Source organism: Streptomyces sp. NPDC059255 (genome assembly GCF_042752355.1).
Lineage (GTDB): Bacteria > Actinomycetota > Actinomycetes > Streptomycetales > Streptomycetaceae > Streptomyces.
In genome coordinates this window covers 58,353-82,044 of record NZ_JBHYZP010000044.1, presented here as the reverse complement: position 1 = coordinate 82,044, position 23,692 = coordinate 58,353, and the positions used below count along the sequence as shown (strand labels likewise).

The following is a 23,692-nucleotide window of genomic DNA, read 5'->3' as shown; positions in this document are numbered from 1 at the left end:
GCCTTCTCCTACTCTCCGTTGTCGACGTCGGTGACGGTGCCGTCCTTGATGGACCGGGCGAGGTTGAGCTCCGGGGCGTTGAACCGCTCGCGGACTTCCTCGCCCCACAGGACGGACTGGGTGCCCTCGTGCTTGACCAGGCCGGGGTTGATGCCGAGCTTGAAGCCGCCGGGCAGCGGCTTGCCCTCCCGGTAGGGCAGGAAGTCCAGCGGCGAGGGCCCGTTCGCGGCGTAGACGACGCAGTCGGACAGGATCGCGATCGGGTACTGCCCGGTGAACGACGCGTGCTTGACGATCTTCCGGTGGAGGTTGATCCGGGTGCGGGAGATGACCGCCGCCCGGATGTCCGGCCGCCACGTCGGGCGCTCCAGGGCCCGCCACCGCTCGCCCGGCCGCCAGCCCTCACCGCGCGGGCGCTCGCGGAGCTTGCCGATGCCGCCCTTGACCGTCGCCTTGATCGCCGTGACGGCGATCGTCAGCTCCGGGTCGCGCTCCTTGTAGCCGTCCATCGCGGCGAGGAAGTCGGCCGGCGACAGGTCGGCGTCGACACCGAGGTCGGCCATCGTGGCGAGGTAGGCGTCACGCAACCGGCTGTACCAGCCGTCCAGGTAGCGGCCGTTCTCGTACCGGACCCACGCCTCGGTCGGCGTGACGTCGTAGCCGAGCTCCTGGGCGTAGGCGACGGTGGGTGTCGCGTACCAGGCCGGCCCCGTGGGGCGGTCACCCTTCGGCGTGAACGGGGAGGGCAACAGGCTGCCGTCCAGCTCCACCCACTCCTTGCCGACCTTCACCTTCGACAGGTCGACGTGGGACAGGTCGACCAGCCACGAGCCGGGCAGCTTCGGGTCGAACACCGGGTTCTTGACGTGCGTCGGCTCCCCGAGGCCGACGTTCAATCCGTTCGCTCCGGCGCCGAAGGCCATGTTCACGTCCAGGCCGACCAGGTAGCGCAGGGTGCACTCGGCATCGGTCATCGGCCGCGCCCAGTCGTACGCCTCCTCGAACAGCTTCTCCGCCGGGCCGCGCACGTGGAAGCGAGGCAGATCCAGCGCGTTGAGCACCGGGTGCCCGTCCGGGGCCTCGCAGGGCGCGCAGTCCACCGGGTCCGCGCCCAGCGACCCGGGCGTCTTGGTCTCGGCCTGCCGCAGGACGCCGGTCTCCTCATCGCGCACGGCGTGCGTCGGCGGGTGCAGGGCGGTCATCAGCTCCAGACTGGTGACGGCGGTGGAGCCGCGCGGCGTCATGACGCGCGAGGCGTACACGCCCAGGACGCGGGCGAGTTCCGCCGGCGCAAGCTGCGCGGCGTCGCCCCAGAACCGGGGGTCCAGCGCGTTCCACGACGGGATGCACAGCTGCACGCACTGGCGGTCGGAGCCCTTGGCCGGACGGTAGATCCGCGCCCACGGCCCGAACCCGCGCTTGGTCAGCTTCCACTCCGCGCGCACCAGCTGCTTGACGACCTTGTGGCCCTCCGGGATCCGACCGGCGTCCTTCTCCTCCTCCGAGAGCGAGACCGGGAGGCCGTAGCGCTCGCACGCTGTCTCGGTGAGCACGAGCAGCGGGTCGGCGGGCCGTCCCGGGCCGGACAGCTTCGGCTGCCCCAGCTTCGCGTGCTGGAGCGTCCAGTCCACCAGGGACGGCAGGGACTTGGCGGGCACGTCCAGGACCAGGCCGCCGACGCCGTACGCCACGACCTTCCCGTCCTCGACGTCCACGACCGCCAGCGGCCCGTTCTCGAACCGCGGGTCGACGCCGCCCGCCGGGGTTCCGGCCGGGGCCGCCTTCTTCGCCCCCGGGCGACGCGACGTCGACGACGCCGGCCTGGTGGTGCGTGCCGGACGCGGCGCGGCCGCCGGGGCAGGGGTGGGGGCGGGGTTGGTCTGGGTGTTCTCGGATGCAGTCATGACCGCAGCCTCGGACGCCGGGCCTGTGGACAGAGAATGTGCTTCCGCCGGGGCGGGTGTACCGGCGAATGTGGCCGGCACCGCAGCGTTCTGCACGGGGACGGCCGCGCTGTCCGGGGCCGGGTAGAGCTCCGCGAGCTTGTCCAGCAGCCGCGCGTACGCCTCCCGTTCCGGCGGGCGGGGCTCGGTCTTCCCGGCCTCCCAGCCGGACACCGTGGCCCGCCGCACCTTCAGCGCGCCCGCCACCTCGTCGATCGTCAAGCCGTGCGCGGCACGCAGCCGCTTGCGCTCCGCCGGCGGCGGAAGCGGGGAACGGGACGCGACCAGCGCGTCGACCGCGTCGAACAACTCAGACATGGAACACCTCCTGCTCCACATCCTACCCCATGGATCGCACGAAGCGCGTACGAATAGCGTACGAATGGCGTTCGTTTTGCGCTCTGGGGTTCTCTGAAGGGACGGGTCGGGTCAGATGTATTTCTGTGCCCAGAAGGCCAGGAGGCCGGTGATCCCGGTGCCGATGCCGTAGCTGGCGCCGCGGAGCATGTGTCCGGCGGCGACCCGGCGGCGGGCGCTGAGCCATCGCAGCAGGCGGACGGGGAAGGGCCGGCGGGCGGCGGGCGGGTGAGGTTGGCCGTTCACGTGATGCTCCTTGGCGGTGGGCATGGCGAAGTCAGCCCTGCCGGGCCGGTTCGTGTGTCGGGGGTGGGTCCGGAGGAGCTGCGCGTGGGGGCGTGGGCCCCGGGGGGGGGGGGGGCCCCCCCACCCCCCCGACACCTTCACCTGCCTTTCGGGGGGTGCTGATTGATGTAACAGGTGTTACTGAATGTGTTACCGAACGTGCTCCGAGGAGACCGCGGACCTATTGGCCCGCGGGTCCCGGGGACCTACTTGGAAGAGCCCATCAGCACGTAGTCGTACATGCCGAGGTACGACTCGGCGACGGTGACGTTGGTCGCCGAGTCCGGGCGGTACAGCAGGTTCTTGCGGTAGAAGAGCGGAACGGCCGACGCGTTCTCCAGGACCAGCTTGTCGACCTCGGCCCACTTCTCACCGCGCTCGTTGACGTCGAGGGTGCCGATGCCGTCGGTCAGCGCCTTGTTGATCTTCGGGTCGTTCAGCTCCATCAGGTTCGTGCCACCGGACGGCTTGATGGCCGCGCCGTTCACGATCGAGTCGAGGAAGCCGTAGCCGGTGGGCCAGTCGGCACCCCAGGCCATCATCATCAGACCGGCCTTGTTGTCGTGGACCCACTTCGGGGAGCCCGCGAAGTCCGTGAAGTACTTGTCCGCCGGGAACTGCTTGATGTCGGCGTCGATACCGATCGCCTTCAGGCTCTGCTGGATCTGCGTGGCGGCCAGGACCTCGTCGGGACGGTCGGAACGCGCCGTCAGCGAGGTCTTGAAGCCGTTCGGCTGACCGCACTTGGTGAGGAGTTCCTTGGCCTTGGCCGCGTCGCCCTTGTTGCCCGGGGTCGGGTACAGGTCGAACTTCTTGTACCCGGCGACCGACGGCGGGATCATCGTGGTGGCGGGGTCACCCTTGACCGCACCACCGATGGAGTCGACCACTCCGGCCTTGTTCACCGCGTACTGCACGGCCTTGCGGCACTCGATGTTGTCGAACGGCTTCACGTTGACGTTCATCGCCAGGTACTGGAGCGCGCCCGCGTAGGGGTTGTCCGTCCGGGCCTTCTCGGCCGGCTTGACGAGCACCTTCGGCTGCGTCTTCGACTGGAGGCCGGTGCCGGCGATGTCCGCGGTGATCGAGTCGCTGAGCAGGTGCTCGTCGACCGTGGAGGCGTTGACGTTGAACTTCAGCTCGATCTTGTCGGGCAGCGCCTTGCGGATCGGGTCCGTCGCCGGGTCCCACTCGGGGTTCCGGGAGAACGTCGCGCCGCGGCTCTCGCTGTACGAGTCGAACTTGTACGGGCCCGAGGAGACGATCTTCTGGACGTACTCGGCGCCCGTGTCGGCCTTCTGCGGGACCGGGGCCGTCTGCGAGAACGCGGCCAGGTAGTCCATGTCCGCGAACGGCTTGTTCAGCTTGAAGGTGATCGTGTACTTGTCCGGCGTCTCGATGGACTTGAGACCCTCGGGCGACTTGTCCTTGTACGGACCCTTGTACTTGTCGCCACCGTCCAGGTACGCCTTGAAGTACGTCGGGCCGTTGGAGATGGCCTCGGGCGCGAAGTTGGAGCGCTCGACGGCGTACTTGACGTCGGCCGAGGTGATCTCGGTGCCGTCCTGGAACTTGACGCCCTTACGGAGCGTGTACGTCCAGGTCTTGGCGTCCGGGCTGGCCTTGCCGAGAGAGGTCGCCAGGTCGGGGACGACCGTGAGGCCCTCCTTGCCGGCGGCCGGCTTGAACGTCACCAGCGAACGGGCGTACAGGCGGGAGAAGTTCTGCACCCAGCCGTAGTACGTGTTGCCCGGGTCCAGGGAGTCCGCGCCACTGGAGTGCTCGTAGGTGACCGTGCCCCCCTTCTTGGTGCTGGCGTTGACGATGCTGCTCAGTCCGGCATCGGCCTTCGCGCTGCCGCCCCCATCGCCGTCCTTGTCCTTGCTGTCACCGCTGCCGCAGGCGGTCGCACCGAGCGCCAACGCCAGCGTGACGGCTATGGCCGATGCTGTCTTTCTGCTGTTCACCTGAGGAAAGCCCCCTCGATCGATGGTGCGGCCGGGCCGCGATTACTTGCCACGGGGGTCGAGTGCGTCACGCAGACCGTCCCCCAGCAGATTGAAGGCGAGCACGGTGATGAAGATCGCCATGCCAGGAATGATCATGAACATCGGGTCGACCTGGTACAGGTCGACCGCGGTGGACAGCATGCCGCCCCATGAGGACTGCGGCGGGGCGATACCGACGCCGAGGAAGCTCAGGGAAGCCTCGAAGAGGATGTTGGTGGGGATCAGCAGCGTCGAGTAGACGAGGATCGGCGCGATCAGGTTGGGCAGCAGCTCCCGGAAGAGGATGAACGGGCCGCGCGCGCCGAGCGATCTGGCCGCCTCCACGAACTCCCGCTCGCGCAGGCTGAGCGTCTGCGCGCGCACGATGCGGCCGATGTACGGCCAGCTGAAGAAGCCGATCACGAAGATGAGTACGGCGATGCGCAGCGAGAGCCCTTCGAGCCCGAACACCTTGCCCTGGAGCGACGCGGAGATGGAGATCGCGAAGAGGAGCAGCGGGAAGGCGAGGAAGGTGTCCATCAGGCGGCTGATGGCGCTGTCGACCCAGCCGCCGTAGAAGCCGGCGACGACGCCCATCACGACACCGATGACGACGGAGAGCAGCGTGGACCCGGCCGCGACGACCAGGGAGACCCAGGAGCCCTCGATGATGCGGGCCAGGATGTCCCGGCCCGTCTGCGGTTCGACACCCAGCGGGTGGTCCCAGCTCATGCCGCCGAAGCTGCCCTTGGGCGCGAGCAGCACGGGGTCGACGAGGTCCTGGTTGAAGGCGTTGGGGTCAAGGCCGAAGACCGACTGGATCGGCTTGGAGAGTGCGGCGACAAGGACCAGCAGGATCACGATGACGCCGCCCGCCATGGCGACCTTGTCCCGTTTGAACCGCGTCCATGCGATCCGGCCGAGCGAGCGGCCCTCGATCTGCTTGCCCCCGGCGCCTTCCAGCACCGCTTCCGGCTGCGCTTTCGCCGCCGGACCGGTGGTCTCGATAGGTGCCGTCATTGCGCTGGAGACCCCTCTCGGCCGACGGTGGCCGGCCTGTGACCGCCGCTGTAGCGGCTCGTTCGCTTCGTTGATGTCGCACGGTGGTCCCCCCGGTTCGGGAGATCTGCTTCTGTCAGCGCGTCGCCCACACATCTGTCGCACATACGTGCCGATGCCACCTGCTGGAGGGAGTCTTCAGCCCTATCGCGATCACATGCCAGTCCCATCGGGGAATGGTTGCTCAACCGTGATGCGATCAGAGGGTTACCGTTATACGGACACCTCTGACGCCTCAGCGGACGACATCGGTCATCAACCCGTCAGATTCCACCAGAACGGGCATGTTTGACCCACTTGTTGTCTCCCCCGTGGCGGGTTCAGTATGCGCGAGAGGCGGGGGGCGGATAGCCGTAACCGGAGGACTGGACGGGCGCCGCGTGCGCCGCGTGCGCCTCCCGGTCGTAGAACGGGCGGGAGTTGACCCGCAGCCACATCGTGACCGGGTCGTACTCGTCGGACATCGCGACCGTGGAGACGGGCAGCCCGTCGGGGACGGCGCCGATCGACTGACGCATCATCGCGCGTACGGAGTCCACGGAGGCCGGGCTCGTGTCGTACAGGTCGAGCCCGATCGCCAGGTACGGGGCGCCCAGCGCGGGCTGCACCCAGGCCCGGCGCAACGACCGGACGGCGGGGGTGCGGTGCGCGTTCTGGGTGAGCAGGGCGTAGAACTGCGGGAGTTGGATGGCGGGCTCGGAGAGCCGCAGCGGGCCCGCGGGCATCCGGTCGAGGCCGGTGGCGATCCGGCGCAGATCCAGCCACGGAATGCCGAGGCCGCCGCCGGGGGCGTGCGGATTGAGCCAGATCCCCCAGCGGTCCGGATAGAGGGCGCGGGCGATGTCGCGGCCGGAGACCACTTCGTGCGCGCGGGTCCAGCCGCTGGCGGACAGCTCGTGGGCGGAGGTGACGCAGGGCGCGTAACCCAGGCCGTCGACCTCCATGTTGCCGTACTGGGCGTCGGGCGAACCGGCCCTGCCGTGCCAGAGCAGCATCCAGACGCTGTCGTCGGCGAGGGCCTGGAGCAGCGCCTCGTACGCGTCGTACCGTCCCGGCGTCACCTGGCGCAGCATGTGCTCGACCTGCCCGGCCGCCGCGGTGCCTGACGCGCTCACTCTGGGTCCCGCCCCTCTTAGATCCACCATTCGTCCCGCTCCCCCGGCGCCACCCGGGGTGCCCCGTGACCCGCGGTCCGCAGGGGGCGCCCGCCGCACGGGCGGTGCGCCGGTCCAGCCATCAAACCAGCTTAGGCGGCTGGCCTGACACCGACTTGACGGCGGGTGCGCGTGCCGCATAGGCGGGTGGTGCGATACGGCTGATTCCGGCCGCGTGCGCGCCGTGGCCGGAGCGGAGACGTGCCCGCGACTACGGCTCATACCCGCCCCGGCCGGTCGTACCCCTCCGTCGTACCCCTCCGTCGCGGCCCCGGCCCGACGTACGAGGTGGTCGCGGCCTACGCGCGCTCGTAGAAGGGCCGGACCTTCGCCAGCAGCCACTCGCCGACCGGGTCCTGCGTCAGGTCCAGCAGCAGGAGGTTGACGGGCCAGGCCACCGGCACCCGGCCCAGGGCGCGGCCGAGCGCGTCCATCGGGGCGTTGCGGTCGGCGGCCTCCCAGGAGGAGAGCTGGACGCCGATGAAGAGCACCGGCGGCTCGCCCTCGACGCTGGCGAGCGCGCGCCGGGCGGTGGCCACCGTGCCCGCCGCGCCGAACTCGGCCGCGGCGGCGGAGAGGAAGTCGACCGGGTCCTCCTGCCAGTCCGGCTCGAAGAGCCTGACCCGGCCCCCGCTGGCCGGCCCGTCGAGCGGGGTACGCCCCGCCCGGCACAGCTCGGCGACGGCGAGCGGCGGCAGCGGCGCCCCGACCGCACCGCCGGGGTTGACCGCGATGCCGAGCTGCGGGGGCAGCCCGCGGGCGAAGTCACGGGCCGGCGCGACGGTGAACGCCATGTGCTCGCCGACGCACTGGAGGAACTGCTGGTGCGAGCTGAACACCGGGACGTACGGGGCGCCGTCGATCTCGACCGTCGGCAGGTCGAGCGAGGGACTGTCGGGGCCGCCCCCGTTGGGCAGCGGCACCCAGATCTCGCTGCGGCCGAGGACCTCGACCAGCCGCCCGCCCGCCGCGTCGTTGCCGAGTGAGGCGGTGAGCACCTCTTCCAGCTCGTTCCCCGGCCATGCCGTGTTCACCACTGTTGCCCCTCCACCCAGTACACCGGGTCCACCCAGGACCCTGCCGCAGCACCCAGCACCCTAATGCCGTGCACCGTGGCGCGGGTCACTCCACTCCCGGCTCGGCTAAGAACGCGATCCGCTCCAGACCGCCGGCCGCGTCCCGGTCCAGCAGCACCACCGAGGCGCACCCCTCCGGGAGCCGGCCCGCCGCCACCGCGGCGAGCAACCGGCGGACCGCCCCGCGGTGGCGCGCGAAGGCGTACCCCGAGACGCCGCGGCCGCGCTCGCGCTGGCCCGCGCGGGCGGTCTCCGGCGGCACGTCCAGCACGAGCAGATGCAGTCGGCGCCCGCGTCTGACGGCCTCCCGGGCGAGCCAGCGCCGTACCCATGTCTGCGTACCGCAGTCGTGCACGACGGGGCTCGCGCCCGAGCGCAGCGCGCGCCGCAGCCCCGCGTAGTGCGCCGTCCGTACGAGGGGGCGGTAGACGGCGTAGGGCAGTACGGACGGCATCCGCCGCGCCCAGCGGTCCCGCGCGTCCTGGGAGTCGATGCCGCCCCCCTCGGCGGCCCGCCGGATCAGTGTGGACTTGCCGCTGCCGGGCAGCCCGGAGACGACCACCAGGTCCCCGGCGTCGAAGACCAGCCCGTCGGGCCCCCGGCCCGGCCCCAGCCCCCGCAGGTCGCGCACGGCCGGCCCGGCGGACGGGGCCACCACCCCCACGGGGCCCTCGCCGAGCGCGCCCGCCCCCTGCTGTGCGGGCACGCCCGCGGTCGTGGCACACGCGCCGGACCCCTGCGAGATCATCGCCGTCCCCCTGTCAGCTCAGTCCGTGCCGGCCCGGTCTGTCCGGTCGGCCCGGTCGGTCCGGTCCGCCCCGTCAGCCCGGCCGGTGGCCGCCCCGTCCGGCCTGCCCATGTCTCTTGCCCATGAAGTGTAAAGACTTGGTAATGTCCCGCAAGCCTCTCACCTGTACCGGCGATGTGGCGACCGGCCGCGCCGTGCCACCGCGCCCCGTGCGATGATGTGCCCGCCAACTCCATACCGGCCGTTTGAATCCGCGCGGGAGAGTCCCGGTCGCCCTGTGCGCCGGGCGCCGAAGGAGCAAGATCCTCCCTTGAATCTCTCAGGCCCCGTACCGCGCGGACGAGGCAGATCTGAAAAGCGGGCCGTGTCGTCACGGCCCCACCCAAGGTGCAAGTCATGACCTCAGTACGCGGGGTCGTGATGAACCTCTCAGGTTCCGATGACAGATGGGGAGGATCGTCCTCGTAGTCATGCCCTGGGAGCCACACCGATGAGCCATGTCCCCCCGAGCAGCACCCCCCGCCGCACCGCCCTCGACGCCACGCACCGCGCGCTGGGCGCGACCATGACCGACTTCGCGGGCTGGGACATGCCGCTGCGCTACGGCAGTGAGCGCGACGAGCACACCGCCGTCCGTACCCGCGCCGGGCTCTTCGACCTCTCCCACATGGGCGAGATCACCGTCACGGGACCGGACGCCGGGCATCTCCTCGACCACGCGCTCGTCGGCAACATCGGCGCCGTGGCCGTGGGCCGCGCCCGGTACACGATGATCTGCCAGGAGGACGGCGGGATCCTGGACGACCTGATCGTCTACCGCCTCGGCGAGGACACGTACCTGGTCGTCGCCAACGCATCCAACGCCGGGACGGTCCTGGACGCGCTCACCGCCCGCGCCGCCGGGTTCGACGCCGCCGTACGGGACGACCGGGACGCGTACGCCCTGCTGGCCGTCCAGGGGCCCGAGTCGCCCGGCATCCTGAAGGCGCTGACCGACGCCGACCTGGACGGGCTCAAGTACTACGCGGGCCTGCCCGGCACCGTCGCGGGGGTCCCCGCCCTGATCGCGCGGACCGGCTACACCGGCGAGGACGGCTTCGAGCTCTTCGTCGAGCCGCGCCACGCCGAGCGGCTGTGGCAGGCGCTCACCGAGGCCGGCGCGGGCGTGGGCCTGGTGCCCTGCGGGCTCTCCTGCCGCGACACCCTCCGGCTGGAGGCGGGCATGCCGCTGTACGGGAACGAGCTGTCCACCGCCCTGACGCCGTTCGACGCGGGCCTCGGCCGGGTCGTGAAGTTCGACAAGACGTCGAACGGCGGCGCCTTCGTCGGCCGCGAGGCGCTGGCGGCGGCCGCCGAGCGCGCCGCGGCCGCCCCGCCGCGCAAGCTGGTCGGCCTGATCGCCGAGGGCCGCCGCGTCCCGCGCGCCGGGTACCCGGTGGTCGCAGGCGGCGCCGTCGTGGGCGAGGTCACCTCGGGCGCCCCGTCGCCGACCCTGGGCCGGCCCATCGCGATGGCGTACGTGGACGCCGCGCACGCCGCGCCCGGTACGGCCGGGGTCGGCGTGGACATCCGCGGCTCCCACGAGCCGTACGAGGTCGTGGCGCTGCCGTTCTACAAGCGCCAGAAGTGATCAAACGCCAGAAGTGATACGGACGCCCTCCGCGTCCGTCCCGTCTCGGTCCGCAAGACAGCGGTTCCGCACCACACCCCCGCGTACAGGAGAATTCAGGTCATGAGCAACCCCCAGCAGCATCGCTACAGCAAGGAGCACGAGTGGCTGGCGGCCGCCGAGGACGGCGTGTCGACGGTCGGTATCACGGAGTACGCGGCCAACGCCCTCGGCGATGTCGTGTACGCCCAGCTTCCCGAGGTCGGTGACACGGTGACCGCGGGCGAGACCTGCGGAGAGCTGGAGTCCACCAAGTCCGTCAGCGATCTGTACGCCCCGGTGACCGGCGAGGTCACCGAGACGAACCAGGACGTCGTCGACGACCCCTCACTGGTGAACTCCGCGCCCTTCGAGGGCGGCTGGCTGTTCAAGGTACGCGTCACGGAGGAGCCGGAGGACCTGCTCACCGCCGAGGAATACACGAAGTTCTCCGGCAACTGACCTCGGGCAACTGACGTGACGCAGCTCACCCGGACGACCCCGCACCAAGACACCCCAGGGACCGTGATGTCTTCGAAGTCGCTTCTGAACGCCTCACTCCACGAGCTGGACCCCGACGTCGCCGCCGCTGTCGACGCCGAACTCCACCGCCAGCAGTCCACCCTCGAAATGATCGCCTCGGAGAACTTCGCGCCGGTCGCGGTCATGGAGGCCCAGGGCTCCGTCCTGACCAACAAGTACGCCGAGGGCTACCCCGGCCGCCGCTACTACGGCGGCTGCGAGCACGTCGACGTGGTCGAGCAGATCGCCATCGACCGGGTGAAGGCGCTCTTCGGCGCCGAGCACGCGAACGTACAGCCGCACTCGGGTGCCCAGGCGAACGCGGCCGCGATGTTCGCGCTGCTCTCCCCCGGCGACACGATCATGGGTCTGAACCTCGCCCACGGCGGGCACCTCACCCACGGCATGAAGATCAACTTCTCCGGCAAGCTCTACAACGTCGTCGCGTACCACGTCGACGGCGAGACCGGCCAGATCGACATGGCCGAGGTCGAGCGGCTCGCCAAGGAGTCCCGCCCGAAGCTGATCGTGGCCGGCTGGTCCGCGTACCCCCGTCAGCTCGACTTCGCGGCCTTCCGCCGGATCGCGGACGAGGTCGGCGCGTACCTGATGGTCGACATGGCGCACTTCGCCGGTCTGGTCGCCGCGGGGCTGCACCCCAACCCGGTGCCGCACGCGCACGTCGTCACCACGACCACGCACAAGACCCTCGGCGGCCCGCGCGGTGGCGTGATCCTCTCCACCAAGGAACTGGCGAAGAAGATCAACTCCGCGGTCTTCCCCGGCCAGCAGGGCGGCCCGCTGGAGCATGTCATCGCGGGCAAGGCGGTCTCCTTCAAGGTGGCGGCCACGGACGAGTTCAAGGAGCGCCAGCAGCGCACCCTGGACGGCGCCCGGATCCTCGCCGAGCGCCTGGTGCAGCCCGACGTGACGGAGGCGGGCGTCTCCGTACTCTCCGGCGGTACGGACGTCCACCTGGTCCTGGTCGACCTGCGCGACTCGGAGCTGGACGGCCAGCAGGCCGAGGACCGGCTCCACGAGGTCGGCATCACCGTCAACCGCAACGCCGTCCCGAACGACCCGCGCCCCCCGATGGTCACCTCGGGCCTGCGGATCGGCACGCCGGCGCTGGCCACCCGCGGCTTCACCGCCGAGGACTTCACCGAGGTCGCGGACATCATCGCGGCGGCGCTGAAGCCGGAGTTCGACCGCGAGGCGCTGGCCGCCCGCGTCACCGCGCTGGCCGGGAAGCACCCCCTCTACCCGGGCCTGTAACACCTGCTGTGCGGGGCACCGCGCACACCGGGCCCACCACCCCCGGGCCGGTGCGGTGCCGGTGCCCCGCCCCGTACGGCGGTCTCTCCGCCGTACGACCGCCTTGTAAGGAGTCACCACCGTGGCCATCTCGGTCTTCGACCTGTTCTCGGTCGGTATCGGCCCCTCCAGTTCCCACACGGTCGGCCCGATGCGCGCGGCAGGCCTGTTCGCGCGCCGCCTGAAGAACGAGGGCCTGCTCGCCCACACCGCGTCCGTACGGTGCGAGCTGTACGGCTCGCTCGGCGCGACCGGGCACGGCCACGGCACCCCGAAGGCCGTACTCCTCGGCCTGGAGGGCGACTCGCCGCGCACGGTCGACGTGGAGAGCGCCGACGAGCGGGTGGCACGGATCCGCGCGGCCGGCCGGCTCAGTCTGCTCGGCGTGCACGAGATCGCCTTCGACGCCGACCAGGACCTGGTGCTGCACCGCCGCAAGGCCCTGCCGTTCCACGCCAACGGCATGACGGTCGCCGCGTACGACGCCGAGGGCGCGCCGCTGCTGGAGAAGACGTACTACTCCGTGGGCGGCGGCTTCGTCGTCGACGAGTCCGTGCTCGACGAGGGCACGCCCGGCGAGGACCGCATCAAGCCGGACGACACCGTGCTGAAGTACCCCTTCCGCACCGGCGACGAGCTGCTGCGGCTCTCCGCCGACACGGGTCTGTCCATCTCCGCGCTGATGCTGGAGAACGAGAAGGCGTGGCGCCCGGAGGACGAGATCCGCGCCGGGCTGCTGGAGATCTGGCGGGTCATGCAGGCGTGCGTCTCCCGGGGCATGTCCCGGGAGGGCATCCTCCCCGGCGGCCTCAAGGTCCGCCGCCGCGCGGCCCACTCGGCGCGCCAGCTGCGCGCCGAGGGCGACCAGCAGGCCCACGCGATGGAGTGGATCACGCTGTACGCGATGGCGGTGAACGAGGAGAACGCGGCGGGCGGCCGGGTCGTCACGGCCCCGACCAACGGCGCGGCGGGCATCATCCCGGCCGTCCTGCACTACTACATGAACTTCGCGGCGGGCGGCGCGACGGCGGAGGAGAAGGACGAGAACGTGGTCCGTTTCCTCCTCGCGGCCGGCGCGATCGGCATGCTCTTCAAGGAGAACGCCTCCATCTCCGGCGCCGAGGTCGGCTGCCAGGGCGAGGTCGGCTCGGCCTGCTCCATGGCGGCGGGCGCCCTCGCCGAGGTGCTGGGCGGCTCCGCGGAACAGGTCGAGAACGCCGCCGAGATCGGCATGGAGCACAACCTGGGCCTGACCTGCGACCCGGTCGGCGGCCTGGTCCAGATCCCGTGCATCGAGCGCAACGGCATGGCGGCGGTGAAGGCGGTCACGGCGGCGAAGATGGCGCTGCGCGGGGACGGCAGCCACAAGGTCTCCCTGGACAAGGTCATCAAGACGATGAAGGAGACCGGCGCGGACATGTCGGTCAAGTACAAGGAGACGGCCCGGGGCGGGCTCGCGGTGAACATCATCGAGTGCTGAGAAAACCTGGTCCGATCAGCTATTTCTCGTCTTTCAGCTCTGTCACGGCCGTTCCCGTCCAGTTGGCGGATCGTCCCTGGTACCTCGTGTTGCCCCGAGAGCCGGGTGGGCGCGGGCGGAGCCGATGGGTGGACCAGCACACGAGGCTCCTGGCCGGCACGGGTGATCTTGGTCGTGAACCGTCCACCAGGAGCTTCGTCAGTTCGTACAGCCCGCCGACCACGCGTCCACACCGCCAGGCGGAAAAGGCTCACTAGAGGTTGAGCGTGCTGCCGATTCCGCGGGTTTCGGCCTCGGCGTGAACACGGTCGGCGACAGCGACGTCGAGGATCGACATGCCGAACGGGTTGCTGACGACGATGTCGCCATCACTGCGACGCCCAGGGTGGCGCCCGGTCACGATGTCGCCCAAGGCGGCGTCGACCCGCTTCGTGCGTGCTTGCGGGCTGACCCCGGGGCGCGGTTCGCCGTCGGGGCCCAGGAGCGTGCCCGCCCGGTGCATCCGACCGAGCAGACGTCGCGGATCGTCGCGTACGAGGCTCCAGTCGTCCACCACCAAGAGGCCGGCGTTCAGGACAGCCGCCTCGGTCAGGTCGTCCAGAGAGACGTGGGCGACCAGGGTGCCGGGCTTGAGCCAGTCGGGCTCGATGTATCCCTCGGTCACCGTGGTCACAGGGACGACGAGATCGGCGCCGGTCACGCAGTTCCGGGCCTCATCGACGGCCTTCACCGTGACCCGCTCGCCGCCGGGCAGCTTCTTGACGAAGTCCAGGAAGCTCTTGGCGCGGCCCGGCGAGATGTCGTAGGCGACGACCTCGCTCAGCGTGGGGAAAGTGCTCAGCAGCAGAGCGGCGTGGGCTTGCGCCAGGGTTCCGCAGCCGAGGAACGCCACGGTGCGCGGGGTCTCGCAGGCGAGGTGCCGTGCCGCGAGGGCGGTGACCGCCGCGGTGCGCATGGCGCTGATGTAGGCGGCTTCCATCAGGACGACGGGCCGCGCAGTGTCCTGGTCGAGCAGCAGGGTGAATCCCTGGGACCGGGGTATGCCGCGGTCGGGGTTGGTCAGACTCGCGTTGATCGTCTTCAGGCCGATGACCGAACGCGTGTCGGTGGTAAGCGCGCCCGGCATGGCCAGGCAGCGGGCGGAGGAGCCGTCGGGCGTGGTCCAGCCGAGGTATGCCTCCTCGGGAAGGATCGACTTGCCCTCGCTGTGAAGGACCAGTGCTTCGGAGACCGCCTCGACGATGTCGACGCTTCGGGCGGCTTCGATGACATCGGCTCGGGTCATGTAGCGGAACGTGCTGTCGGGGTACTGCTCGAAATCCACGGAAATCTCCTGAGATCCTGCTGGACGGGAAGGGGGTGACCGCCCAGGGGCGGGGTTCGGTCAGGGCAGGTAGTGGTGCTCGGGGTGTGGGTGGCTGAGGAAGTCGTGGTGGGAGATCTCCCAGCCGTAGGCGCCGGCGTGGGTGAAGACCACGACGTCCCCGGGGCGGGCCCGTTCCACGGGTACGTCGCGGGCCAGGACGTCCTTGGGTGTGCACAGCTCCCCGACGACGGTGACGGGCTTGTCGTGGGTCTCGGGACGTGGCGTGGGCAGGTGCCACGAGTCGGTTTCGACCAGGGTGAAGGGATGGCTGTGCTGCCAGGAGGAGGGAAGCCGGAACTGGTGCGTGCCTCCCCGCACGATCAGGTACGTGGTCCCGTGGTTGTTCTTCACGTCGAGGATCTCGGTGGCGTAGTAGCCGCATGTTGCCGTCAGGAAGCGACCACACTCGAAGTCGATCTCTCGCCAGTGCTCGGGGAAGGTGTCCGCCACCAGGATGCCGAGGCCGTCGGTGAACTGTTCCCAGTCGAACTGGGCGTCCAGATCTCCGTAGTTGATGCCGATGCCGCCGCCGACGTTGAGGACTTCGCACGTGACGTCGAACTCGCGCTCCCACCCCTCGACCTTGCGTCGGTAGAGGTCGAGCATCTCCAGGTGCGCTTTCGGGGAAAGGTTGTTGGAGAGCGAGTGGAGGTGGAAGCCGATCAGGCGGATGCCGGCGGAGTCCTTGGCGAGCTTGACCGCGGAGGGCAGGGCCGCTTCGTCGATACCGAACTGGGTGGGTCTGCCGGCCATCGCCAGGGTCGCGGAGGGGAACGGGCCGCGGAGGTTGACCCTGAGCAGGATGTCGCAGTCGCGGCCTTTCTCCGTGGCGATCGCGGACACCCGGTGCAGTTCGAGTTCGCTCTCCACGTGCAGCCGCGTCACGCCGGCGTCGAGGGCCTGTGCGATCTCCTGCTCGGTCTTGGCCGGGCCACCGAAGATGACGGGGATGTCGCTGTCGACGGCCCGAGCCTTGGCCACCTCGCCACCTGAAGCCACCTCGAAGCCCGCCACCAATGGGGCCAGTGCCTCCAGTACGGGGAACTGGCTATTGGCTTTCATCGCGTAGAACATGCGGCAGCGTCCGGGCAGGAGCGCCGTCACACGGGTGACGTGGGCGCGCAGGGCGTCCAGGTCGTAGGCGAAGAAACAAGCGGGTTCGGAGCGTGTGCCGCTCTCCTTGGCCAGCCGTACGACGGAGTCGGGAAGGGTCATCGGGAGTTCTCCCATCGGGTCGCGGCGGTGCGGTGGGCCTCAAGGTGGGCGGAGAGTGCGCGGAAGGCCAGGCCCCGCTCCTCTCCCAGAACGAACGCCCGGACGCCGGCGCGCGCCCATGTTGTGTGGTCTTCCTCGGCCCGCGGGATGGCGCAGAACGGGACGCCGGCCTCGTCGCAGGCGGCGTGGATCTTCTCGATGGCTTCGCGCACCGTCGGATGCCGTGTCTGCCAGGGCACCCCGTACGACTGGGAGAGGTCGGCCGCGCCTTCCAGAATGAGGTCGAGACCGCTGGTGAGGATCTCGGGGAGGTTGTCGACGCCCTCGGCGTCCTCGATCATGCCGATGACCATCGTTTGCTCGTTGGCCTTGCCGAGATAGTCGGCCAGGCTGATCCGCCCGAAGCCCGGCACGCGTCCGCCGTTGAGGCTGCGCATCCCCTCAGGCGCGTACTTGGCGGCCCGGATCGCGGCGGCGGCGTCGGCTCGGGTGCGTACGTGTGGGACGACGATGCCCATGGCTCCGGCGTCGAGGGCTTTGAGGATGAGGCCCGGTGCGGCTTCGGGGACGCGGACGAAAGGGGTGAGGTCGACGGCCTCGGCCGCCCTGATCAGGTGCTCCAGCTGCTGTGGGTCGACAAGGGCGTGTTCGCTGTCGAGGATCACGAAGTCGTATCCCGCGCAGCCGATCATCTCGACCAGTGTGGGCTCGGGGATGGAGCAGAACAGCCCGTAGACGGAGGTTCCGGCCGCGAGTTTCGCCTTGACGGCGTTGGGGCGGAGCACGGCTCAGGCCTCCTGTGCCGCACGCGGTTCGTGCAGCGGGTTGGGGACGCTGTGGAGACGCAGTTCGGTGTCCGGCAGCAGGCGGCGGGCTGTGAGCTGTTCGACGTCGAGCTGAGGCTTGGCCACGTCAAACAGTGCGAACCTGTCGGCCAGTTCCGGGAACTTCGCCTGGTAGGCGGTGATCGTGGCCCGGACCTCGCTCCAGAAATCCTTCTCGGCGTAGTCGTAGACGTCTTCCAGGAACATGGCCAGTTCGCCGAGGTTGATGAAGAAGAAGGCGTCCAGGAAGAAGTCCACCACCAGGTCGAGGTCGTCCGTCTCCACGAAGGAATTGCGGTTCGCGTGGTAGCCGGGGGTGGAAGCCAGCTCGGGGGAGGTGGCCGGATCGGCCAGGTGTGCGCGGGAGAACCGGACACCGTCGTGGAAGTCCCGCAGGACGACCCGCGTGGGGCGGCCCTGGTCATGGACGAGGGCCATGTTCTGGGCGTGCGACTCGACGGCGATGCCGTGCCCCTGCAGGAAGTGCGTCAAGGGCGTGACGCTGACCTGGAGCAGCTGTTTGACCCACTCGCGGATTCCCCAACGGCGAACCCATGGATCGATCAGCGGTGTGCCGTCGACCTCACGGGCGATGAGCCCGGTGTACGGCACTGCTCTCTCGCCCGGGTCGAGCCGGCCGTCCAGGGTCTCGCGCCAGATGCAGCCGAGCCTGCCGTAAGTCCGCTCCCGTACGAGTTCGGAGACCGGTTCGGGGGCGACCGCGACGCCGCGTACCTCGCCGAGCAGGATGACCCGCAGGTCGTCCCGGAGGTAGGGGTCCGAGGCGACGATCCCGTGCAGCCAGTCCGAGACGGCGGGAGCGTTGGTGACCGTGTGGGGGGCCAGGCCTCTGCTGGTGGAGGTGTTGAGGATGGAGAGCGACAGCTTCATGTAGTCGCGATGCGGAGCCTCTTGGCAGGCCATGGTGCGGATGGACTGCTGGGCGAGGTGAGCGTGGGGGTCCGTACCGAGAGCGACGATCTTCCGGTCGCGGATGTGCTCGGCGAAGGGGACGGCGATCGCCTCGCGCCACTGCCACGGGTGCACGGGCAGCAGCTCGTACTCCTCGGGATGAAGGACTGCCCGGTCCAGCTCCTGCTGGAAGACGTCCCACGCCGGTCCGAGCTGGCCGCGCAGATACGCCCCGTCGAGGGTGCTGGACGCGGCGGTGGTGATCAGGCTGCGGTGCGCGGCGATCCACAGAGGCCGTACGGGCCGGGCGAACTCCGGCCCGAAGGCGAGATGGTCCTCCAGGTCGAATCCGACCCGGGACTTGTAGGCGGGGTGATACGGATGTCCGTCCATCACCATGCCTTCCAGCACGTCGTAGTCGGCATCGGCCAGACGCCCGTCCTGTTCCTCCCGGGCGCACTGGGCGATGGTGTCCTTCACGAGCGTCTCCTCCAGCTCACGGGAGAAGCCTTCGATGCGCTCGTCCGTGGCCCCACCGAGGTGCTCGCGGATCTCGGTGAGGAAGCCGGTCAGGGAGACAGCCTCGCCCTCCCCTTCTTCCGAGACGCGCCGGAGGGGATCACGGCCGATCCTGGTGCGGGCGAAACCGTGGGCCGGCTGACGGGGGGTGAAGACGTAGCGCACCGCCCGACCTTGGGAGTCGACGCCGTCGACCGCGGAGCGGCCATCCGCCTCGGAGCGTGCTGTGAGAACACCTTCGTACAGCAGCGATTCGAGAAGCTGGCGGAATATCCTGCGGCGCACCGTGTGCAGGTGCTGGGAGCGCAGTGCGCGCTGCATCAGGGCGAGGTCGGGGCTGAGGGTCTGGATCACCGGGCCACCTTGTGGATCGGATTGGGCAGGAGGACGTAGGACGGGTGCTCGCTGCTTTTGGCGAGGCGGCTGGAGAGATTGGCCTTGGCCGGGAGTGTGTCCGCCGCCGCGAGGGCCTTGGCGTATTTGCCCGGCCGGGCCGCGAGGACGCGGCGGGCCACGGACCACAGACGGATCTCGTCATGGCCGGTGTAATACCCGAGGACGTGCACCAGGTGGCCGAAGTGATTGGTGACGGCGTAGTACTGAAGCCGGTGCCATGCCTCATCGTGGCTGTACAGCAGAGCGCTGCGAGGGTCCAGGGCCCGACCGGCGGGGGTCTGCCCGCGGTTCTCGCGACTCAGGCTCACGCCTTCCATGTCCCGTACGTAGAAGTGGGTCGGCCGACCCTGGTCGAAGTGGACCAGGGAGTTCTGTACGTGCGCCTCGAAACTGATGCCGGTGCTGCCGAAGACGTTGAGCAGCGGGACCAGAGAAATCTCCAGGTACTGGGCCAGCCACTGGGCCACGCCATCGAAAGGCAGTGGCCCAGTGGGCACCCCGCAGGCTTCGCGGACGTGATCGATGAGTTGGGGCTCAGCCCCGTCCGGCCCCGCTTCCAGCAGGCCGGCCACGACCTGAGGTGTCTTGTCGTCAGATGCGAAGGGGTTCTCCCTGAAGAGGACCGTGGTGTCCGCGGCCAGCCCCGCGTCGGCGAGGCCCAGCGCCCCTGTCTCGATCAGCACGTGGAAACCCGGGTGGTCCCACCCGGGTCGGCACCCGGCCACCACCGCGCTGGCGTCCAGAGCTCGCTGTATCTGGTCGACCGGATTGTTCCGCACGAAGTTGGTGATGCGGACGTGCAGGGGGAGCTTCCACGCGGTCGTGAAGTCGGGGTCGCACACCGTACGTACGGAAGAGGTGGGATAGACATCCGGGCCGAGCGGGCCGAGATCGGTGATGTGGTCGGCTTCCACCAACGCGAGGAACCGAGGCTGCCGCAGCAGGTAGGCGGCCTGCCACGGGTGCACCGGCAGCAGGGTGCCTTCGTCGACCCCGCCTCCCGAAGCCGTCCGTGCCTGAGCCGCCACCTCGGTGCGCAGCCACTCGCCATCGGCGACTCGGTGGGACCGAAGCAGGTGTGGGGCGACGGCGAAGTAGTGGAGCGCGAATTCCGCGCCCAGCTCCGGTGCGTAAGCATCCAGTTCGGCGTCATCGAAGCCTTCTGCGCTCTTCGGTGTGGGATGCAGCGGGTGGCCCATGAGCAAGGACTGCTCCGCGTAGCGCGTCAGTGCACGCGACTGGTGGGGGGCGGACCGGGGCCTGCGTCCGCGTCCGCGTTCCAGGTAACGCGCGGTGCTCTCAACGCTGTTGTCTACCTGGGCGGAGAGCTCTGTCCGCGTTTCGATGTCGGTGCCGAGCAGGGACGACAGCTCACCCAGGAGGACGTCGGTGAGGAGGCGGTGGTCCACCGGACGCGTCCAGGTCCCCACCGCGTCGGTGAGCCGGAGTTCGGGTCCGAAGACGTGGTGCCCCATCGGCGACCAGTGCAGGATACTGCCAGTCAGCACGTGGCCCGAGGACGACAGGAGTACGCGGAACTCTTTCTCGCCGGCCACCCTCGGGTCTCGGATCCCCGTCTCGGAGAGAAACGAGTTGAGAAGGCGCTGCGTGGAGGCCGCCTCGGCCTGGCCCCGAGCGTTCGACCGGACCGATGAGGCCTCGGAGTGCTCGTGGGTACGGGTCTGGGTCATCGGATGCTTCTCCCCGCGCGGTCTGACATGTGGTCCTTCTTCTACGGGTGGGATCGGCCGGCGGGTTCGGGGTCCGAGCCGACCGGAGCGCCGTCCCTACGTGACGGCAGAGGTGAGGGGGTGGAGCGCCATGGCCGGGGGCGTGCCGCGGCCAGCGCGGCTGCGCCGACGAAGAGCAGACCCAGGCCGCAGAACTGCCACACGGGGTGCCCGAGCCCGGCGACCGCCGCTCCGAGCAGGGGACCGAGGACTTGTCCGAGGCCCAGCACGCTCATCGTCAGGGCGAGGCAGGTGCCCCGGCCCGCGAAGGGCGTGCCCCTGCTGACCAGGTGCTGGATGGACGGCAGGAGCGCTGCGAAGCAGAAGCCCTGCAGCAGCCGGAGCGGAGTCAGCCACCCGGGTTCCCCGGGCACGGCCTGCAAGGCGACAGCCAGGCCGCACCCCAGTGCGGCCAAAGCGAAGTTTCGCCGCGGGCTGCCGCGATCGTTGCGGCGCCCCCACCAGATGCCGCCGACGAGGGTGGCGGCCCAGGTGACCGCCTGGAGCACGCCCACCCACAGTGTCGCGGTACGCACCGAGTCGGTGATCTCCGCGACGCGTGGAGCGAAGATCACGACGAGCGCGTACACGCCGGCCTGGGCCGCCAGCCCACCCACGAGCATGCGCCTGAGGTAACGGTCCTTCCAGAGGAGCCGTGCGCTGCCGCGGACGGAGAGCTCTACCGGAGCCTTCTCGCCCTTGCTGCTCGGCGTGGTGGCCTCACGAAGGGCGAACAGCGACAGCAGTGCCGACAGGACCATGAGCGTGGCCACGCAGACGAAGAGCACATCGAAGCCGAAGCCCACCGCCACCGCGCTGCCCACGAGTGGACCGGCGAGTGACCCGGCCGCCGTGGCACTCATCAGTCCGCCGAACGTGCGGCCCTGATGTTCTTCGCGCGCCATGGTGCTGGCGAAGGCCGCGTTGGCGGACACCACGCCGCCGAACAGGCCCTGGACGAAGCGGAACACGACGAACTGGGCGGCCGTCTCTGCCCAGGCCATGAGCCCGAGGGCCACAGCGAGCCCCAGCTGGGCTCGTACGACCATGGACTTGCGCCCGTATCGGTCTCCGATCCGTCCCCACAGGGGACCGCTGACGATCTGGGCCGCGGCGGGTGCCGCGAGAGCAAGGCTGGTCCACCAGGGCACAGCCGCTGTCGGAACGCCAAGACCGGCGAGATAGAACGGAAGGACCGGGACCACCGTCGTGAGGCCGCCCACGGCGACGAACTGCCCGAACCACAGCACGGCGAAGGCCTGGCGGTTCTCCTTCGCCCCCGCTGCCGGGCCGGTCACCTGAACTCCCCTGTTTCAATTAGAGGGTTGGGGACCAACCCGGAACCGGCCGGCATGCTGACGTCGCCTCGCGGTGCCTGCTGGAGCAGCGGTCCCAAGATCTGCCGGGAGGGCCAGGTCCGCGACCTCAGCACTTCGCGCTCGACCGTCTCGGCCAGGGCGGACGGCAGGTCCAGTTCGTCCAAGGCGGCGCGCACACCGGTATCGAGAGCACGCCAGAAGGCAGCCTCGGGGACGCCCGACCACCGGGTGAGGGCGTCCGCGATCCCGAACAGGTTCACCTGGAATCCCAGCGTCTGGAGATAGCCGAGCAGCGCCTCGGGGGTGGGCAGGCTGAGGCTCTGCGGGGCGCCCGGCTTGAGGCAGTATCCGGGTTCGGGGATCCCGGCCTCGGTCATCGACGCCGGGTGCAGGCGCAGCGCGTCGTGGTCGCGTAGTACGAAGCCTTCCGTGCCCTTCGCGGTGAACACGGCCAGGACGTTCTGCCCGTGCAACTCCGGTAGGACCCCGTAGCGCAGGAAGGACAGCCCCATCCTGCAGAAGGCTCCCGCGATGTCGGCGAAGAGGGCCAAGGCCCACTCCTTGCGGTCTCCGTCGGCCAGACCGAGCTCGGCGAAGGAGCCGGCCAGAACGTCCCACTCGTGGGATGCCAGGGCGCCCATCGGCATGACCAGCCGCGTGGGGTCCGACAGAAGACCTTCGGGGAACCGGCGGAGCTGGGCGGCGAGGTGCCCCGGACGGTCCGCGAACTCGTCCTCACCGGAAGGAAGTTGCCAACCTGACCAGACGCTTTCGTCACAGACCCGCACGAGGCGGCCGAGCACGGTGTCGCCCTCGATCACTCGTGTCATGGTCCGCTGCGCGCGGTCGCTGTTGTCGAGGTAGCGCGGAGGGAGCAGCCGGGTGGCACCCAGCGTGCTCACTCCCAGCGGGAGCTTCAGGTGTACGCGGGTCTCAGGGACGGTGACCAGAGTCCGCAGGGAGGCCGTGGGCAGGAACTGTCCCACGGCACCTTCCAAGGCCACCACTTCACCGGACGCGAACTCCTCCGAGAACCGGTCGGGCAGGACATGGACCGCCTGCCACGGGTGTACGGGCAACGGCTGATAGTCCACGGAAAGGACGCCGGCCCGTTCCATCATGCCGAGCAGCCGCTCCTGACCGACGGCATCGACAAGCCCTTCGTGCAGCCGGTCGGAGCCGACGCCCGCACCCGTACGAAGGCGATCCCGGCGGACAGCGACCCAGCTCACCGCGACCGGGTCCCGGCGCATCGGGCCGAACTCCGCATGCTCAGCCGCCGTCCAGCCCGAACTCGCCCGGGCGGTGGGGTGGAAGGGCCGATCACGGGTGGCGGCAAGCCGTTCACCGGCCAGCAGCCCGCCCGGCGTCGGAGCGGGACGCCCGGACTCGTGATGGGCCCGCAGACTGATCTCCGCGTGCTCCACGGACGCCCGCAGATCCGCGATCGTGCGCGGGCCCCCGGCGGGTGTCGAGTCACCGGATGCCCCGTCCCCGTTCAGGATGGCATCGAGCAGCTGATCGGGCTCGGTGAACGGCTGTGGTTCGCCCTGCTCCCGCTGACACCACAGGGGCGATCGGGAGAGACGCACGGGCTGAAGGGCCGCGGCCGACAGCCCGCGGAACCACACCTGGAGCGAACCCTCGTCGGCGCAGTACCAGTCCTCGCCGTCCCGCAGGTCCTCCCGCTCCGCCGGCGGAGCGGGAGGAGTACCCCGCCGCAGCCGGGCGAAGCCCGCCAACTTCTCCTGGATGAAAGCATCGACGAGGTCGCGCATGACAAGGTCGGATGCGGTCCGACGCCACTGCATCAACAAACTCCGGGACTCCGTGAGGA

At 69.9% G+C, this 23,692-nt stretch carries 18 protein-coding genes and 1 riboswitch; of the genes, 4 read left to right on the top strand and 14 right to left on the bottom strand.

What is annotated here, in order from left to right:
* Window positions 1-8: 8 nt before the first annotated feature.
* The 7 genes from tap to ACFXKG_RS35705 form a co-directional block, all read right to left on the bottom strand.
* Window positions 9-2,261, bottom strand: a complete 2,253-nt coding sequence (gene tap / locus ACFXKG_RS35735) for a telomere-associated protein Tap (protein ID WP_384847983.1) — start codon at window positions 2,259-2,261, stop codon at window positions 9-11.
* 111 nt (window positions 2,262-2,372) lie between these two features.
* Window positions 2,373-2,546 carry a hypothetical protein gene (locus ACFXKG_RS35730; RefSeq protein WP_384847980.1) on the bottom strand — a complete coding sequence of 58 codons (174 nt, stop codon included), beginning with the start codon at window positions 2,544-2,546 and terminating at the stop codon, window positions 2,373-2,375.
* A 245-nt stretch (window positions 2,547-2,791) separates the two neighbouring features.
* Window positions 2,792-4,552 (bottom strand): ABC transporter substrate-binding protein, encoded by a 1,761-nt coding sequence (locus ACFXKG_RS35725; RefSeq protein WP_384847977.1) that lies wholly within the window; start codon window positions 4,550-4,552, stop codon window positions 2,792-2,794.
* 42 nt (window positions 4,553-4,594) lie between these two features.
* The gene (locus tag ACFXKG_RS35720) at window positions 4,595-5,593 is read right to left on the bottom strand and encodes an ABC transporter permease (protein ID WP_384847974.1); all 999 of its coding nucleotides are present in this window, start codon (window positions 5,591-5,593) and stop codon (window positions 4,595-4,597) included.
* 359 nt (window positions 5,594-5,952) lie between these two features.
* Window positions 5,953-6,747 (bottom strand): enhanced serine sensitivity protein SseB C-terminal domain-containing protein, encoded by a 795-nt coding sequence (locus tag ACFXKG_RS35715; protein ID WP_384847971.1) that lies wholly within the window; start codon window positions 6,745-6,747, stop codon window positions 5,953-5,955.
* A 338-nt stretch (window positions 6,748-7,085) separates the two neighbouring features.
* Window positions 7,086-7,820 (bottom strand): enhanced serine sensitivity protein SseB, encoded by a 735-nt coding sequence (locus ACFXKG_RS35710; protein WP_384847968.1) that lies wholly within the window; start codon window positions 7,818-7,820, stop codon window positions 7,086-7,088.
* Between the two features lie 88 nt (window positions 7,821-7,908).
* Window positions 7,909-8,610 carry an AAA family ATPase gene (locus tag ACFXKG_RS35705; RefSeq protein WP_384847965.1) on the bottom strand — a complete coding sequence of 234 codons (702 nt, stop codon included), beginning with the start codon at window positions 8,608-8,610 and terminating at the stop codon, window positions 7,909-7,911.
* 246 nt (window positions 8,611-8,856) lie between these two features.
* Window positions 8,857-8,954: riboswitch (glycine riboswitch) on the top strand.
* Window positions 8,955-9,100: 146 nt separating this feature from the next.
* Here ACFXKG_RS35705 and gcvT point away from each other — a divergent pair.
* The 4 genes from gcvT to ACFXKG_RS35685 all read left to right on the top strand — a co-directional run bounded on the left by gcvT (window position 9,101) and on the right by ACFXKG_RS35685 (window position 13,574).
* Entirely contained in the window at window positions 9,101-10,240 is a 1,140-nt protein-coding gene (gene gcvT / locus ACFXKG_RS35700) for a glycine cleavage system aminomethyltransferase GcvT (RefSeq protein ID WP_384847962.1), read from the top strand.
* 102 nt (window positions 10,241-10,342) lie between these two features.
* On the top strand, window positions 10,343-10,720 hold the full coding sequence (gcvH, locus tag ACFXKG_RS35695; protein WP_384847959.1) for a glycine cleavage system protein GcvH: 378 nt from the start codon (window positions 10,343-10,345) through the stop codon (window positions 10,718-10,720).
* 66 nt (window positions 10,721-10,786) lie between these two features.
* Window positions 10,787-12,055 (top strand): serine hydroxymethyltransferase, encoded by a 1,269-nt coding sequence (gene glyA / locus ACFXKG_RS35690; protein WP_384847957.1) that lies wholly within the window; start codon window positions 10,787-10,789, stop codon window positions 12,053-12,055.
* A gap of 121 nt (window positions 12,056-12,176) precedes the next feature.
* The gene (locus tag ACFXKG_RS35685) at window positions 12,177-13,574 is read left to right on the top strand and encodes an L-serine ammonia-lyase (protein ID WP_384847954.1); all 1,398 of its coding nucleotides are present in this window, start codon (window positions 12,177-12,179) and stop codon (window positions 13,572-13,574) included.
* A 253-nt stretch (window positions 13,575-13,827) separates the two neighbouring features.
* Here the strand turns inward: ACFXKG_RS35685 and ACFXKG_RS35680 are convergent, their stop codons facing one another.
* The 7 genes from ACFXKG_RS35680 to ACFXKG_RS35650 are packed head-to-tail and all read right to left on the bottom strand — an operon-like array spanning window position 13,828 to window position 23,633.
* Window positions 13,828-14,898, bottom strand: coding sequence for an ornithine cyclodeaminase family protein (locus ACFXKG_RS35680; protein WP_384847951.1), 1,071 nt, complete (start codon window positions 14,896-14,898; stop codon window positions 13,828-13,830).
* 60 nt (window positions 14,899-14,958) lie between these two features.
* Complete coding sequence (locus ACFXKG_RS35675; RefSeq protein ID WP_384847948.1) at window positions 14,959-16,155, bottom strand: type III PLP-dependent enzyme; 1,197 nt, start codon at window positions 16,153-16,155, stop codon at window positions 14,959-14,961.
* Window positions 16,152-16,940, bottom strand: coding sequence for an HpcH/HpaI aldolase/citrate lyase family protein (locus tag ACFXKG_RS35670; RefSeq protein ID WP_384847945.1), 789 nt, complete (start codon window positions 16,938-16,940; stop codon window positions 16,152-16,154). The genes ACFXKG_RS35675 and ACFXKG_RS35670 overlap by 4 nt, the downstream gene beginning before the upstream one ends.
* Before the next feature lie 3 nt (window positions 16,941-16,943).
* Window positions 16,944-18,764 carry an IucA/IucC family protein gene (locus ACFXKG_RS35665; RefSeq protein ID WP_384847942.1) on the bottom strand — a complete coding sequence of 607 codons (1,821 nt, stop codon included), beginning with the start codon at window positions 18,762-18,764 and terminating at the stop codon, window positions 16,944-16,946.
* On the bottom strand, window positions 18,761-20,497 hold the full coding sequence (locus ACFXKG_RS35660; protein ID WP_384847939.1) for an IucA/IucC family protein: 1,737 nt from the start codon (window positions 20,495-20,497) through the stop codon (window positions 18,761-18,763). The genes ACFXKG_RS35665 and ACFXKG_RS35660 overlap by 4 nt, the downstream gene beginning before the upstream one ends.
* Before the next feature lie 41 nt (window positions 20,498-20,538).
* Window positions 20,539-21,834 carry an MFS transporter gene (locus tag ACFXKG_RS35655; RefSeq protein WP_384847936.1) on the bottom strand — a complete coding sequence of 432 codons (1,296 nt, stop codon included), beginning with the start codon at window positions 21,832-21,834 and terminating at the stop codon, window positions 20,539-20,541.
* Window positions 21,831-23,633 (bottom strand): IucA/IucC family protein, encoded by a 1,803-nt coding sequence (locus ACFXKG_RS35650; protein WP_384847933.1) that lies wholly within the window; start codon window positions 23,631-23,633, stop codon window positions 21,831-21,833. Before ACFXKG_RS35650 ends, ACFXKG_RS35655 begins: the two co-directional genes overlap by 4 nt.
* Between the last annotated feature and the right edge of the window lie 59 nt (window positions 23,634-23,692).